Origin of the sequence: Terrabacter sp. 2YAF2, assembly GCF_052114705.1 — a bacterium.
Taxonomy (GTDB): domain Bacteria; phylum Actinomycetota; class Actinomycetes; order Actinomycetales; family Dermatophilaceae; genus Terrabacter.
On the sequence record NZ_JBFRFG010000001.1, the window covers coordinates 397,731 to 411,323 of the forward strand.

Genomic DNA, 13,593 nt, shown 5'->3' on the forward strand with positions numbered 1-13,593 from the left:
GAAACGTCCACTGTGTCGAAGGTGGGTGGACCTGCGCAAAACGAGCGGTGCGTCGCGTCGGTGCCCACGGCATACGCCCCCGTGGATCTCGTTGTATGCCAGTGGCTTCCGAGCCGCTTACACGGTTGAGTGAGATGGCCCACGACGAATGCCGAAAGGCCACGAACCGGTTCGGTTCGCGGCCTTTCGACGGCGCGGTCAGCGGGCGGAGCCGACCAGCTCGGGCTCGTGACCAGGGGCGCCCGGGGCACCCGCCACGCCCGGGGCGCGGCCGTCCGCGACGATGTCGTCGTCGTGGTCGAGCATGCTCGACTCGTCGAAGCGGTCCTGTCCGGCCAGGACGCGAGCTGCCTTCTCCTTGTCGATCTCGCCGACCCAGGTGCCGATGAGGACGGTCGCGATCGCGTTGCCGGCGAAGTTCGTCAGGGCGCGCGCCTCGCTCATGAGGCGGTCGATGCCGACGATGAAGCCGACGCCCGGCACGAGGTCGGGGCGGTGGGACTGCAGGCCACCGGCGAGGGTGGCGAGGCCGGCGCCGCTGACGCCCGCAGCGCCCTTGCTCGCGATGATCATGAAGACGAGCAGGCCGATCTGCTGGCCGATGCTGAACGGCTTGTCCATCGCCTCGGCGATGAAGAGGCTCGCCATCGTCAGGTAGATCGCGGTGCCGTCGAGGTTGAAGGAGTAGCCGGTCGGCACGGTGATGCCGACGACCGGGCGGGAGACGCCGAGGTGCTCCATCTTGGCGATGAGGCGGGGCAGGGCCGACTCCGACGACGACGTCGACAGGATGAGGAGGAACTCGCGGCCGAGGTACTTGAGCAACGACCAGACCCCGAAACCGGTGACGACCTTGAGGATGGTGCCGAGGAAGAGGAAGACGAAGATCGCGCACGTCGCGTAGAAGGCGACCATGAGCAGGCCCAGGCTCTTGAGCGAGCCGATGCCGGTCGCGCCGACGAGGGCGGCCATGGCACCGAAGGCGCCGATCGGAGCGACCCACATCACCATCGCCATGAGCCGGAAGACGAGGCGCTCGAGGTGCTTGATCCCGAGGAGGATCGGCTCACCGGCGCGGCCCATGCTCTGCAGCGCGAAGCCGACGAGCAGCGCGATGAGCAGTGCCTGGAGCACCGAGCCCGACGTCAGCGCGGAGACGAGCGTGTCGGGGATGAGGCCGAGGACGAAGTCGATGGCTCCCTCGGACTTCGCCGCGATCTGCGCCTGGCCCGACTTGGCGACGGCGGCCGTGAGGTCGAGGCCCGCACCGGGCTTGACGATGTTGCCGACGACGAGCCCGATCCCCAGGGCGACGGTCGACATGGTGATGAAGTAGGCGAGGGCGAGACCGCCGACCTTGCCGACCTGCGCGGCGCGTCGCACCGAGCCGATGCCGAGGACGATGGTGCAGAAGATGATCGGCGTGATCATCATCTTGATGAGGTTGACGAAGCCGGTCCCGAGGGGCTTGAGGCTCTTGCCGACCTCGGGGAAGAAGTACCCGACGGCCACGCCGAGCACCATCGCCACGATGACGGCGATGTAGAGGAAATGGGTGCGGTCGCGCTTGGGAGCCGAGCCCGGGCGGGCGTCGACGGCGCTGTCGGCGGTGGAACTCACGGTGACCTCCGTTGGCTGGGTCCACGCGCTGGGCACGGGACCGGTGATGTGACGAGGCTGCCGCCCGCAGTGACTAGGGTCACCTTTGTGTTCATTGAGTTCTCACGGCCGGACGTATGCCGTTGAGCTCGCTGCCCACCACCGTGACCCGCGTGCTCGGCGCGCCGGGTCGCTGGAGCGTCGCGGCGCAGACGTTCGCGCTGCAGGTCCTCATCGCCGTGCTCGTCGTCGGGGCGGGGCTCGTCGGCGCGTACGGCCAGGCGCAGCGCGCCGGTGACCAGCAGGCGATGGCCCGCGCCCTGGCGGTCGCGGAGACGATGGCGGCGACGCCGAGTGTCATCGCGGCCGTCCAGGGCCCGAACCCGTCGGCGGCGCTCCAGCCGTACGCCGAGCGCGTGCGCGTGGAGTCCGGTACGGACTTCGTGGTCGTCATGAGCCGCGACGCCATCCGCTACACGCACCCGGACCCGAGCCAGATCGGCAAGAAGTTCATCGGGCACACCGAGGACGCGCTCGCCGGCGGCGTCGTCGAGGAGGACTACACCGGCACGCTCGGCCCGTCCTCGCGCGTCGTCGTGCCCGTCAGCGACCGCGGCAAGGTCGTCGCGCTCGTCTCCGTCGGCATCCGCAAGTCGGCCGTCGGCGAGCGGGTGCGCGCCCAGCTGCCCGTGCTGCTCCTCGCCGGTCTCGTGGCCGCCCTCCTGTCGGGACTCGGGACGGCCCTCGTGTCGCGACGCATCCGCCGGCAGACGCACGGCCTCGGCGAGCAGCAGCTGCGCGAGATGTACGAGTACTACGACGCCGTGCTGCATGCCGTCACCGAGGGACTGGTCATCACCGACCTCGACGGGCGGCTCCGGCTCGCCAACGACGAGGCGACGCGCCTGCTGGCGCTGCCCGCCGACGCCGTCGGCCGGCCCGTCGCCGACCTCGGCCTCGGTCCGGCGCTGACGGCCGCCCTCACCGACGACGCGTCCCACGAGGACGAGCTGCACGTGACGTCCGCCCGCGTGCTCGTGCTCAACCGCGGTCCGGCCCGCTGGCAGGGCCGGCTGCTCGGCCACGTCGCGACGCTGCGCGACCGCACCGACCTCGAGGCGCTGACCGGTGAGCTCGACTCGGCCCGAGGACTCACCGAGGCGCTGCGCTCGCAGGCGCACGAGTCGGCGAACCGGCTCCACACGATCGTCAGCCTCATCGAGCTCGGGCACACCGACCGGGCCCTCGACTTCGCGACCGACGAGCTCCAGGTCTCCCAGGTGCTCACCGACCGCGTCGTCGGCTCGGTCGACGAGCCGGCCCTCACCGCGGTCCTCCTCGGCAAGGCGGCCGAGGCCCACGAGCGCGGCATCGCCTTCGAGATCGAGCCGGGGTCGCGCTGGCCGCAAGGGGCCGCACCCACGCGCGACGTCGTGACGATCGTCGGCAACCTCATCGACAACGCCCTCGACGCCGTGACCGGCGAGCCCGGGCGCACCGGGGCGCCCCGGCCCGAGCGGCACGTCCGCTTCGACGCCAGGGTCGAGGGGGCGTATGCCGTCCTCCAGGTCTCCGACGACGGGCCGGGTCTGCCTCCCGGGGCGGTCGAGAACGCCTTCCGGCGCGGCTGGTCGACGAAGGAGCAGGGCAGCGCGGGCCGGCGCGGCATCGGTCTCGCCCTTGTCGCCCAGACCGTCGAGCGGCTCGGCGGGACGCTCGAGGTGTCCGGACCGCCGGGAGCGACGTTCACCGTCCGGCTGCCGGTGAGGGGTGGCGATGACTGAGGCGTCCGGGCCCCGTGCGCTGCGCGTCCTCGTCGTCGAGGACGAGCCGATCGCGGCGGAGGCCCACACGGCATACGTCGGTCGTGTCGACGGCTTCGAGGTGGTCGCGACCGTGGGAACCTCGCAGGCGGCGCTGAAGACGTTGCAGGACAAGGAGATCGACGTCGTCCTGCTCGACATGAACCTGCCGGACCGACACGGGCTCGACGTCGTCCGAGCCATGCGCGCGGCCGGACACCGGGCCGACGTCATCGCCGTGACGTCGGCGCGTGACCTCGAGGTCGTGCGCGCGGCCGTGTCGCTCGGGGTGGTGCAGTACCTGCTCAAGCCCTTCGTCTTCGCGACTCTGCGGGAGCGGCTCCTCGCCTACCGGGCCTACCGCGACCAGGTGACGAGCGGCGCGGAGATCGGCACGCAGGCCGAGGTCGACGAGGTCTTCGCCGGCGCGCGCGTGGCGGGCGAGGTCCGGCTACCCAAGGGGATGGGCGAGGAGCTGCTCGCCAAGGTCACCCGGCTGCTGCGCGAGTCAGAGACCGGACGCTCGGCGAGCGAGCTCGGCGAGGCGCTCGGCGTCAGCCGCGTCACGGCCCGCCGCTACGCCGAGTATCTCTGCGAGACCCGGGTCGCCGTGCGCCGATCGAGGTATGCCGGGGCGGGCCGTCCGGAGGTCGAGTACCTCTGGGGTCGCTGACCGCTCAGACCGTCGCCGGCGTCCGGCGGCCGAGGCGCGCGAGCACGCGCTCCTGACGGTCGGCGTCGTCGGGAACGGGCAGGGCTGGCTTGCAGACGCCGTCGTCGTAGAGGTGCTCGCCGAAGCCGTCAGCCGAGCGTTCGAGCATGTCGAGCTCGGAGTCCGTGAGGCGCTCGTCGAGACCCGCAGCGGCGGCGATGTCCCAGCGGTGGACGACGAGGTCGAAGCCGTGGAAGGCGACGATGGACTTCCCCACCGTGGTGCGGCCGAAGACGCCGTCGTACTCCATCCCGGCGACGGCCGGGTCGGCGAGCAGCTCGCGCATCCGCTCCAGGTGGACGCGCCAGGCATCGCCGGGATCGATCGAGGGGTCTGAGTCGAGGTCGACTGACGTTGCGGCGTCGACCCCGCGCTCGGCGAGGAACGTGCGCTGGCTGTGGATGACGTGGGCCAGCACGTCCCGGGCACTCCAGCCCTCGCACGGGCTCGGGGCGTCCCAGCCGGTGGCAGGGACGCGGTCGACGACGGCGCCGAAGGGTTCGGCGAGACGGAGGTAGGAGCCGAGAATGTCGGCGGTCGAAGAGGTCATGCCGTCACCGTAGGGGCCCGCTCGTCGGTGGGTCTTGATACTTTCCGACACGTGACGACGTCAGCCGGGTCGGGACGGACGGCGGCCCGCGACGACATCGAGCGGGCCCACCTGGTCGACCCCGCCGACCACACGTGGTCGATCGCCCGGGCCTCGGTCTCGCCGGACCTCGGCGACCTCGCCCGACGCTTCTGGATTCCCGTCTGGGACGTGCCCGAGGGACGCGACTCGGTGCAGCGGGTGCTGCAGTACCCCGTCTGCCTCGTCGTGCTCTCGGACAGCTACGCGCGCTTCTACGGCGTCGTCTCCGGCCTGTCGCGCACGATGCTAACGGGTCGCGGCTGGGCGGTGGGCCTCATGCTGCAGCCCGCTGCCGGCCACCTGTTGACGCGCGCGCCGGTGCGCCGGATGACCGACCGGTTCGTGGACCTCAAGACGATCCCCACGATGAACGGTGCCGCACTGACCCGGGAGGTCCGGTCACTCATGGGCCTCGAGCCCACCTCCCCCGACGCACAGGCACAGGCCCGCGGGGTCCTCGAGGACGCGCTGCGAGCACTGCTACCCGTCGACGACGAGGGGCTGCTCGTCAACGCGATCGTCGAGGACGTCGAGACCTCACCAGAGCTGCTCCGCGTCGACGAGCTCTGCGCGCGCTTCGGCATCGGCGAGCGCACTCTGCAACGCCTGCTGCACAAGCGGATCGGGCTGGGACCGAAGTGGCTCATCCGGCGGCGCCGCCTCCAGGAGGCCGCCGACCGGCTGCGGGACTCCGACGCCGGGCTGGCCGGCATCGCCGTCGACCTCGGCTATGCCGACCAGGCCCACTTCACGCGCGACTTCCGCAAGGCGACGGGACTGACTCCGGGCGAGTTCGCCGCCCGCTTCCGCTGACCGGCCGCCGGTCCGGAACTAGCTCGCGAGGACGTGGGCCTCGCCATGGGTCTGACGGCGGAGCGCCGCAGCGCACTCGGCGACGACGGCGACCGCGAGCGCCGCCGCGGTGTCGTCGGCGGGCTCGGGCACGATGCGGCTCACGATGCCCTGCGCCGCGAGGTCGAGCACCCCGACCTGCTGGAGCTGGGCCATCTCGGCGGCGTGCGACACGTCCCCGTGGACGATCGAGCTCGCACCCTCGGGCGGCAGCGGCGACAGCCAGGCGTGCTCCGCCGCGATGACCTCACGTGCCGGCAGGAGCGCGAGCGCCCCACCGCCACAACCCTGCCCGAGCACGACGGACACCGTCGGCACCGTCATCGTGGTCAGCGTCGCGATGCACCGCGCGATCTCACCGGCGATCGCACGCTCCTCGGCGTGCGCCGACAGCTCGGCGCCGGGCGTGTCGATGACGGTGACGAGCGGCATACCCAGCTCCTCGGCGAGGCGCATCGCGCGACGGGCCTCGCGGAGCGCGCCGGGCCCCATCGGGGACGTCGGTGACTGCCGCGCACGGTCCTGCCCGACGAGGACGCAAGGCTGCCCGTCGAGCCGGGTCAGGGCCACGAGCATGGTCGAGTCGCGCTCGCCCTCGTCGGTGCCGTTGAGCCGCAGCGTGCCGGTGGCCCCGTGGCGCAGCAGCTCACGCACCCCCGCCCGGTCGGGTCGGCGGGTGACCTCGATCGACTCCCAGGCGGACAGGTGTCGGCTCGGCTCACCCTCGCGCCGATCCAGGCGAGGCACGGTCGGGGGGTCGACGAGGACGCCGAGCGCCCGGTCGACGAGCATCGGCAGGTCCTCGGCTGCGACCACGGCGTCGAGCACCCCCTTGGCAGCGAGGTTCTCGGCCGTCTGCACGCCCGCCGGGAACGGCTCGCCGTTGAGCGCCTCGTAGACCTTGGGACCGAGGAAGCCGACGAGCGCGCCCGGCTCGGCCACCGTCACGTGCCCGAGCGATCCCCACGACGCATACACCCCGCCGGTGGTCGGGTGGCGCAGGTGCACGAGGTAGGGCAGCCGCGCGGTCCGGTGCGCCATGAGCGCCCGCGAGATCTCGACCATGTGGACGAACGCCGGCGTCCCCTCCTGCATGCGGGTGCCACCCGACGCCGTCGAGGCGAGGACGGGCAGGCCTTCCGCGGTGGCGCGGCGGACGGCGGCCGTGATGCGCTCCGCCGCGGCCCGGCCGATCGACCCGGCGAGGAAGCGGAACTCGTTGACGACGACGGCGACCGGACGGCCGCGCACACGCCCGCGCCCGGTGAGCACCGACTCGTCGGTGCCGGCCCTCGCTGCAGCGGCCTCGAGCTGGAGGCGATAGTCCTCCGGCTGCCCGCTGATGTCGATGGGCTCGTCCCACGACTCGAAGGAGCCGGCGTCGAGCACGAGGTCGAGCAGCTCGTGGGCGGTCCACGGTCGACGCGCCATCACTCGCCCTTCAGCCAGGCGCGGATGGCCGGGCCGTCCTCGTCGAGGGTGGGGGGCGCATCGTGGTCGCGACGCGTCACCTCGGCGCCGGCGCCGTCGAAGAAGCGCAGCGGCGGGCCGGGCAGCGTGAGCGGGCCGAGCGTGGGGTGCTCGACCTCGACGATGAGCCCCTGGCTCGCGGTCTGGTCCCACGCATACACCTCGTCGAGCGTGCGGACCTTGCCCGCGGGCACGCCGACCTCGGCGAGACGGGCGAGCAACGGCTCGGCGTCCCAGTCGGCGAAGGCCGCCTCGACGGCCTCGATGACCCGGTCACGGGCGGCGACGCGCTCGGCGTTGGTCGCGAGACCCTCGGCTGCGGGGTCGAGCCCGAAGGCCACGCACAGCCGTTGCCACAGCCCCTCGCTGCCGACGGCGATCTGCACCGACCCGTCGCGGCAGTGGAACAGGCCGTAGGGGCTGATCGACGGATGGTGGTTGCCGGCCGACCGGCCGACCTCACCGGCCACCGTCCAGCGCGTGCCCTGGAAGGCGTGCACGCCGACGACGGCCGCCAGCAGCGACGTGCGCACGACCGTGCCCCGGCCGGTGCCGTGGCGTTCGTTGAGGGCCGCGAGCACGCCGTACGCGCCGTACATCCCCGAGAGCAGGTCGGCGATCGGGACACCGACCCGCTGGGGGTCGTCCGGGCCGGAGCCGGTCAGCGACATGAGCCCGGCCTCGCCCTGGGCGATCTGGTCGTAGCCGGCACGCCCGCCCTCGGGACCGTCGTGGCCGAACCCGGTGATCGACAGCACGACGAGGCGCGGGTTGCGCTCCATCAGCGACTCGATGCCGAGACCGAGACGCTCGAGCACGCCGGTGCGGAAGTTCTCCACGAGGACATCGGCCCGGTCGACGAGCGCGAGCAGCACGTCCTTGTCGGCCGCGTCCTTGAGGTCGAGGGTGATCGACTCCTTGTTGCGGTTGGCCGACAGGAAGTAGGTCGACTCCCGCCGTCCCTCCTCGCCGACGAAGGGTGGTCCCCAGCCGCGGGTGTCGTCCCCGCGTCCCGGCGCTTCGACCTTGATGACGCGGGCGCCCAGGTCGGCGAGCATCATCGTCGCGTGCGGCCCCGCGAGGGCGCGGGAGAGGTCGACGACGAGGACGTCCGACAGGGGTCCGGCGGACTGGGGGGCTGAGGTCATTCGGTCACCATCCAGGGAGGGGTGGGCCACGGCTGGCTCAGTGGCCTAGCCAATAGGTCAATGGTCCGACTGTCAATAGTATGTTCCCATGTCAGCATCGGGGCTGCCCCGCCTCACGAGAACCCGGCTCTACGAGCAGGTCGCCGAGCAGATCAGCGCGTGGATCCAGTCCAACGGCCTCGCGCCGGGCGACCGGCTGCCGCCCGAACGCGAGCTCGCGCAGCGTCTCGGCGTCAGCCGCGCGACCCTGAGCCAGGCCCTCGTCGCGCTCGAGGTCATCGGCGTGGTCCAGGTCCGGCACGGCGACGGCACCATCCTGGCCGAGGCCCCGGGACCGAGGCGCATCGTCGAGGCGATCCGCGCCCACGCCCATCGGCTGCCCGAGATCATCGAGACGCGCGACGCCCTCGAGACGAAGATCGCGGCCCTCGCCGCCACGCGTCGGACCGCCGACGACCTCGCCCGCATCGACGAGGCCATCGCCGAGATGGCCCGGGACGTCGAGGCCGGTGGCCGCGGCGTCGAGGGCGACGAGCGCTTCCACGGCGCCGTGACGGCAGCCGCCCACTCGCTCCTGCTCGCCCGGCTCATGGACGAGATCCGTGACCTGATCCGGGAGACGCGCATCGAGTCGCTCTCCCAGCCGGGTCGCCCCGCCGACTCGCTCAGCGGTCACCGGGCCATCGCTGACGCCATTCGCTCCGGCGACCCCGACGCAGCAGCCGCCGCCATGCACGCCCACGTCGTCATGGTCAGTGACGTGGCGGTGCTGCGAGACGGGACGTGAGCTCGCTCGAGATGCTTGCCGTCCTCGGGGCGGGCCTGGCCGCTGGGATCCTCACCACCACGGTGGGCGTCGCCTCACTCGTGAGCTTCCCGGTCCTGCTCGCCGTGGGCCTGCCCCCGGTCGTGGCCAACGCGTCCAACACCGTCGGCCTCGTGCCGGCGGGGGTCAGCGGGTCGTTCGGCTACCGGGCCGAGCTGCGCGAGCACCCACGCATCGCCTGGACCGTCGTCGTCACGTGCGCGATCGGTGCCGTCGGCGGGGCGGCCCTGCTGCTGGCGCTGCCCTCGAGCGTCTTCGAGGCCGTCGCGCCGTGGCTCATCCTCTTCACCTGCCTGCTCGTGGGCGCGCAGCCGTGGATCGCCCGCCGGCTCCGGTCGCGCGCTGGTGCGAATGCCACTCCGCGCACCCGCATGGGGCGCGTCACGACGCTCTTCGCGCTGCTCACGGGCGTCTACGGCGGCTACTTCGGCGCCGGCTCGGGGGTCATGATGGTCGCCGTCCTCGGGCTGGGCCTCGACATCGACCTGCGGGTCGTCAACGCGCTCAAGACGCTCGCGATCTTCGCCGGCAACGTCGTCGCCAGCCTGATCTTCGTCACCGTCGCCCACCTCGACTGGCGCGCCATCGGGCTGCTTGCCGCGGGGTCGGTCGTCGGCGGCTACGTCGGCGCGCGGGTGGGCCGGCGCCTGCCGCCGACCCTCTTCCGCGTGCTCGTCGTCGTCGCCGGCGTCGTGGCGGCGCTCCTCCTGATCCGCTGACGCGAGCTGGCGTATGCCGGGTGGCCGGCTCTCAGGGAGCCGTGGCCTCGCGGTGGCGGCGGGCGAGCTCGAGGTAGACCTCGGCATTGGCGCGGATGCGGGCCAGACCCGGGTCGTCGATCTCGCGCCGGACCTTGCCAGGCACGCCGGCGACGAGCGACCGAGGCGGGATGACCGCGCCCTCGGGCACGACAGCTCCGGCGGCCACGAGGCTGCCGGCGCCGATATGTGCGCCGTTGAGCACGACAGAGCCCATCCCGATGAGGCAGTCGTCCTCGATGGTGCAGCCGTGGAGCACGGCGCGGTGTCCGACCGAGACGCCGGACCCGATCGTCGTCGGGTGACCGGCGTCGGTGTGCACGACGACACCGTCCTGCAGGTTGCTCCGCTCACCGAGGACGATGGGGTCGAAGTCGGCGCGGAGCACCGCGGTGTACCAGACGCTCGAGGTCGCCCGGAGGTCGACGGCTCCGACGAGGTCGGCGCTCGGCGCCACCCAGGCGGTCTCGTGGACCACCGGGGTGACGCCGGCGAGGGTGACGATCACGTCAGCTCACCAGGACCGCGTCGCGCGTGTGCACCTCGGCGGTGGACATCTTGCGACGGATCCACGGCACGAGCGCGAGGAGCACGCCGGCCACGACGAGGGTGATGACGCCGTTGACGAGGTAGTACGCCGCATCGCTGAGGCCGCCCATGGCCTGGATGAGCTGTGCGGCGATGGCCTGGCCGGCGGCGCTGCCGAGGAACCACAGCGCCATCGCCTGGCTCGCGAAGGCACGGGGCGCGAGGCGCGTCGTGGCGGAGAGGCCGACCGGTGAGAGGCACAGCTCGGCGACCGTCTGCATGACGAAGACCCCACCGAGGATGTAGACCGGCGCCGTGTTGCCCTGGAAGGTGGCGAAGGCCCACGACATGGCGAGCGCGGACAGGCCGATGATGGCGACACCGAGGACGAACTTCATCGGCGTGGAGGGGAAACGGCCGGCGCGCTTGGTCCAGATCCAGCCGAAGATCGGGGCGAGCAGCACGATGGCGAGCGGGTTGATCGACTGGAACCACTCGGGGTTGATCGTGACGCCGGCGGTCTGCTTGACGGTGTTGTCGGCGGCGAAGAGCGCCATCTTGCCGGCGGCCTGCTCGAAGATCATCCAGAAGAGCATCGCGCCGATCCACAGCGGCAGGTAGGCCGCGAGGTGCGACTTCTCCTCGCGCTCGACCTTGGGGCTGCGGAACATCATGGTGAAGTAGGCGATCGGCGTCAGCACGGCGACGATCGAGATCGCGTCGATGACCTGGTCGAGCACCGTGTCGCGCCACAGGCCGGCGAGCACGACGACCAGCGCGAAGGCGACGACGGCGCCCAGGGCGAGGGTGGTGACCCGGCCGCGCTCCTGGGGCGAGAGCGGGTTGGGGACGTCGTCGACGGCGGGGCCGAGGGCCTTGCGGCCCACGACGAACCACGTGATGGCGATGGCCATGCCGACCGCCGCGGCGGAGAACCCGGCGTGGTAGCCGTAGTGCTCGCGCAGCCAGCCCACGACGAGCGGCGAGAAGAAGGAGCCGATGTTGATCGACATGTAGAAGATCGAGAAGCCACCGTCCCGGCGGGCGTCCTCGGGCTTGTAGAGCGTGCCGACCATGGAGGACACGTTGGGCTTGAGCAGGCCCGTGCCGAGCGCGACGAGCGCGATACCGAGCCAGGCGGTCGCAGCAGCGGGGATCGCGAGGCAGACGTGGCCGGCCATGATGACGACGGCGCCGTAGAGCGTCGAGCGCCGGGCCCCGAAGAGCCGGTCCGCGGTGAAGCCGCCGATGATCGAGAGCAGGTAGACGGACGCGCCGTAGATCGCGACGACGGCCGTGCCGGTCGTCTTGTCGATGCCGAGGCCGCCGTTGGCCGCGGTGTCGACGAGGAAGTACAGCAGGATGGCGCGCATCCCGTAGTAGGAGAAGCGCTCCCACAGCTCGACGAAGAAGAGCGTCGACAGCCCCTTCGGGTGTCCGAGGAAGGCGCGGTCGTCCGCGCTCGAGCCGACCTGCGGTGTGGGCGGTCGGCTCTGGGTCTGTGCTGACATGCGTTTCTCCCAGCCCCTCGTGAGGGCAGTCTCGACAGTGGGACAACCTCCCCAAACTAAGGGGGTTGCACCGTCGGACTCAAACTCGCGAGGTCCGCGCGACCCCTCTGCGCAGCGCCAGGGCGTCCTTCAGAAGGCCTGTGGCGAGCGCCGCTCCGACCCCTTCGCCCGCACGGATACGCAGGTCGAGCAGGGGCTCGAGGCCGAGCTCGCGGAGCACCAGCGCATGGGCCTTCTCACGTGATCGCTGCCCTGCGACGAGGTGCGCCGCGACGGCCGGCTCGAGGCCCACCGCGGCGAGTGCACACACGGACGTGGCGAGCCCGTCGAGCACGACGACGCCGCCGGCCTCGGCGACACCGAGCACGACTCCCGTCAGGACGGCGAGCTCTCCCCCGCCGAGTCGCCGCACGGCCTCGTCCGGCGTCGCCGACCCCACCCTGGCCAGGGCCCGCGTCACGACGTCGCGCTTGCGGTCGAGCATCGCGGCGTCGGCGGAGGCGCCGCGACCGACGACGTCCTCGGCCGGCACGTCGAGCAGGGCTGCCGCGACGGCCGCCGCGACGGTCGTGTTGCCGACGCCGACCTCGCCGAGCGCCACGGGACCGGCGCCGGCCAGCACGCGGCCGCGCTCACGCCCGAGAGCCAGTAGGCCGGCAAACGCCATCTCGTCGAGAGCGTCGGTGGTCACGAGATCGCCTCTGCTGCAATCAATCCCGGCGTCGATGAGCTCGACGTCGAGGCCGGCGGCGTGCGCTGCGACCGCACCCATCGACGTGCCCTCGCGGGTGGCGCGTGCCACGTCCGCCGTCACCGACGGGTCGAACGCCGTGATGTCGTATGCCGTCACGGCGTGGTCCGCGGCCGCCACGACGAGGGTGCCCCGTCCGTCCACCGCAGTCAGCGCAGTGATGCGGTCGAGGACGGCGTCGAGGACGCCGAGCGAGCCGGGCACGGTGAGCAGGTCGTCGGAGCGGTCGCGGGCGGCGACGACGTCGGCGGGCTCCGGAGCGCGGAGGTGGGAGGGCGGGGCGTCACGCTCGGTCCAGCGCTCGCGCATGACGACCTGGTCGAGCGGCAGCCGCTTCGACCAGCCGGCGCGTTCGAGGCCGGGCTCGGGAGGGCGCTCGTCGGGCCAGCCGAGGCAGAGCCAGCCCAGCGTCTCGACGCCGTCGGGAAGGCCGAGCAGGTCGGCGAGCTCGGCCGGCTCGAAGAGGGTGACCCAGCCGAGTCCGAGACCGTGGGCGCGGGCCGTGAGCCAGATGTTCTCGATGGCGGCAGCGCACGACCAGAGATCGGCGTCCGGGAAGGTCGCGCGTCCGAGCACGCCGGCCGCCGGGGTGCGGCGGTCACACGCGACGACGATGCCGACGGGCGCCTCGCGGATGCCCTCGAGGCGCAGGTCGAGCAGGCCGCGCGCGGACTCCTCGGCCATCCCGGCGGCCTGGCGCAGTCGGCAGCGGTCGGCCATCAGCGCCGCGGCGTCCCGGGTGGCTGCCTCGGTGACGACGAGGAAGCGCCACGGCTGGCTGTGCCCGACCGACGGCCCGCGGTGGCCGGCCGTGAGCACCGCGGTGAGCACGTCCGACGGCACGGGGTCAGGTCGGAACCGACGGATGTCGCGGCGCGCGCCGACGACCCGCTCGAGCGAGGCGAGGTCGTCGCGCAGGGCCCACGCGTCGGGCGCCTCGGCCCGCTCGGCGGCCGACGACGGATCGCCGATCGTGGGGACAGGCCTGCGGTAGGTCACACGCCC

General features: G+C 72.4%; 12 protein-coding genes. 5 read left to right on the plus strand and 7 right to left on the minus strand.

Features of this window, described 5'->3' with window-relative positions:
- Positions 1–198: 198 nt before the first annotated feature.
- Positions 199–1,620, minus strand: coding sequence for a cation:dicarboxylate symporter family transporter (locus AB4030_RS01810; protein ID WP_442277461.1), 1,422 nt, complete (start codon positions 1,618–1,620; stop codon positions 199–201).
- Positions 1,621–1,736: 116 nt separating this feature from the next.
- On the opposite strand from AB4030_RS01810, the gene AB4030_RS01815 reads away from it, so the two are divergent.
- Together AB4030_RS01815 and AB4030_RS01820 are read left to right on the plus strand one after the other, a co-directional pair.
- Positions 1,737–3,383, plus strand: coding sequence for a sensor histidine kinase (locus tag AB4030_RS01815; RefSeq protein WP_442277462.1), 1,647 nt, complete (start codon positions 1,737–1,739; stop codon positions 3,381–3,383).
- Positions 3,376–4,074 (plus strand): response regulator, encoded by a 699-nt coding sequence (locus tag AB4030_RS01820; RefSeq protein ID WP_442277463.1) that lies wholly within the window; start codon positions 3,376–3,378, stop codon positions 4,072–4,074. Before AB4030_RS01815 ends, AB4030_RS01820 begins: the two co-directional genes overlap by 8 nt.
- A gap of 4 nt (positions 4,075–4,078) precedes the next feature.
- On the opposite strand, the gene AB4030_RS01825 is transcribed toward AB4030_RS01820, so the two are convergent.
- The gene (locus AB4030_RS01825; protein ID WP_442277464.1) at positions 4,079–4,663 is read right to left on the minus strand and encodes a TIGR03086 family metal-binding protein; all 585 of its coding nucleotides are present in this window, start codon (positions 4,661–4,663) and stop codon (positions 4,079–4,081) included.
- A gap of 51 nt (positions 4,664–4,714) precedes the next feature.
- Here AB4030_RS01825 and AB4030_RS01830 point away from each other — a divergent pair, with 51 nt between their 5' ends.
- On the plus strand, positions 4,715–5,557 hold the full coding sequence (locus AB4030_RS01830) for a helix-turn-helix domain-containing protein (protein ID WP_442277465.1): 843 nt from the start codon (positions 4,715–4,717) through the stop codon (positions 5,555–5,557).
- 18 nt (positions 5,558–5,575) lie between these two features.
- Here AB4030_RS01830 and AB4030_RS01835 read toward each other — a convergent pair whose 3' ends face one another.
- Both AB4030_RS01835 and AB4030_RS01840 read right to left on the minus strand, forming a co-directional pair.
- Positions 5,576–7,027: a carboxyl transferase domain-containing protein gene (locus AB4030_RS01835; protein ID WP_442277466.1), complete on the minus strand. Its 1,452-nt coding sequence runs from the start codon at positions 7,025–7,027 to the stop codon at positions 5,576–5,578.
- Complete coding sequence (locus tag AB4030_RS01840; RefSeq protein WP_442277467.1) at positions 7,027–8,214, minus strand: CaiB/BaiF CoA transferase family protein; 1,188 nt, start codon at positions 8,212–8,214, stop codon at positions 7,027–7,029. The genes AB4030_RS01835 and AB4030_RS01840 overlap by 1 nt, the downstream gene beginning before the upstream one ends.
- A gap of 88 nt (positions 8,215–8,302) precedes the next feature.
- On the opposite strand from AB4030_RS01840, the gene AB4030_RS01845 reads away from it, so the two are divergent.
- A complete protein-coding gene (locus tag AB4030_RS01845) occupies positions 8,303–9,001 on the plus strand; it encodes a FadR/GntR family transcriptional regulator (protein ID WP_442277468.1) in 699 nt (232 codons plus the stop codon).
- The gene (locus tag AB4030_RS01850; protein ID WP_442277469.1) at positions 8,998–9,759 is read left to right on the plus strand and encodes a sulfite exporter TauE/SafE family protein; all 762 of its coding nucleotides are present in this window, start codon (positions 8,998–9,000) and stop codon (positions 9,757–9,759) included. The genes AB4030_RS01845 and AB4030_RS01850 overlap by 4 nt, the downstream gene beginning before the upstream one ends.
- A 31-nt stretch (positions 9,760–9,790) precedes the next feature.
- Here the strand turns inward: AB4030_RS01850 and AB4030_RS01855 are convergent, their stop codons facing one another.
- From AB4030_RS01855 to bluB, 3 genes are all read right to left on the minus strand, one after another.
- Complete coding sequence (locus AB4030_RS01855; RefSeq protein WP_442277470.1) at positions 9,791–10,306, minus strand: gamma carbonic anhydrase family protein; 516 nt, start codon at positions 10,304–10,306, stop codon at positions 9,791–9,793.
- A 1-nt stretch (position 10,307) separates the two neighbouring features.
- Entirely contained in the window at positions 10,308–11,837 is a 1,530-nt protein-coding gene (locus tag AB4030_RS01860; protein ID WP_442277471.1) for a peptide MFS transporter, read from the minus strand.
- Between the two features lie 79 nt (positions 11,838–11,916).
- Positions 11,917–13,587 carry a 5,6-dimethylbenzimidazole synthase gene (gene bluB, locus AB4030_RS01865; protein ID WP_442277472.1) on the minus strand — a complete coding sequence of 557 codons (1,671 nt, stop codon included), beginning with the start codon at positions 13,585–13,587 and terminating at the stop codon, positions 11,917–11,919.
- Positions 13,588–13,593: the final 6 nt, after the last annotated feature.

Coding starts and splice junctions, on each gene's coding strand:
- AB4030_RS01815 (WP_442277462.1), top strand. CDS start 1,737: ATGCCGTTGAGCTCGCTGCCCACCACCGTGACCCGCGTGCTCGGCGCG.
- AB4030_RS01820 (WP_442277463.1), top strand. CDS start 3,376: ATGACTGAGGCGTCCGGGCCCCGTGCGCTGCGCGTCCTCGTCGTCGAG.
- AB4030_RS01825 (WP_442277464.1), bottom strand. CDS start 4,663: ATGACCTCTTCGACCGCCGACATTCTCGGCTCCTACCTCCGTCTCGCC.
- AB4030_RS01835 (WP_442277466.1), bottom strand. CDS start 7,027: ATGGCGCGTCGACCGTGGACCGCCCACGAGCTGCTCGACCTCGTGCTC.
- AB4030_RS01840 (WP_442277467.1), bottom strand. CDS start 8,214: ATGACCTCAGCCCCCCAGTCCGCCGGACCCCTGTCGGACGTCCTCGTC.
- AB4030_RS01845 (WP_442277468.1), top strand. CDS start 8,303: ATGTCAGCATCGGGGCTGCCCCGCCTCACGAGAACCCGGCTCTACGAG.
- AB4030_RS01860 (WP_442277471.1), bottom strand. CDS start 11,837: ATGTCAGCACAGACCCAGAGCCGACCGCCCACACCGCAGGTCGGCTCG.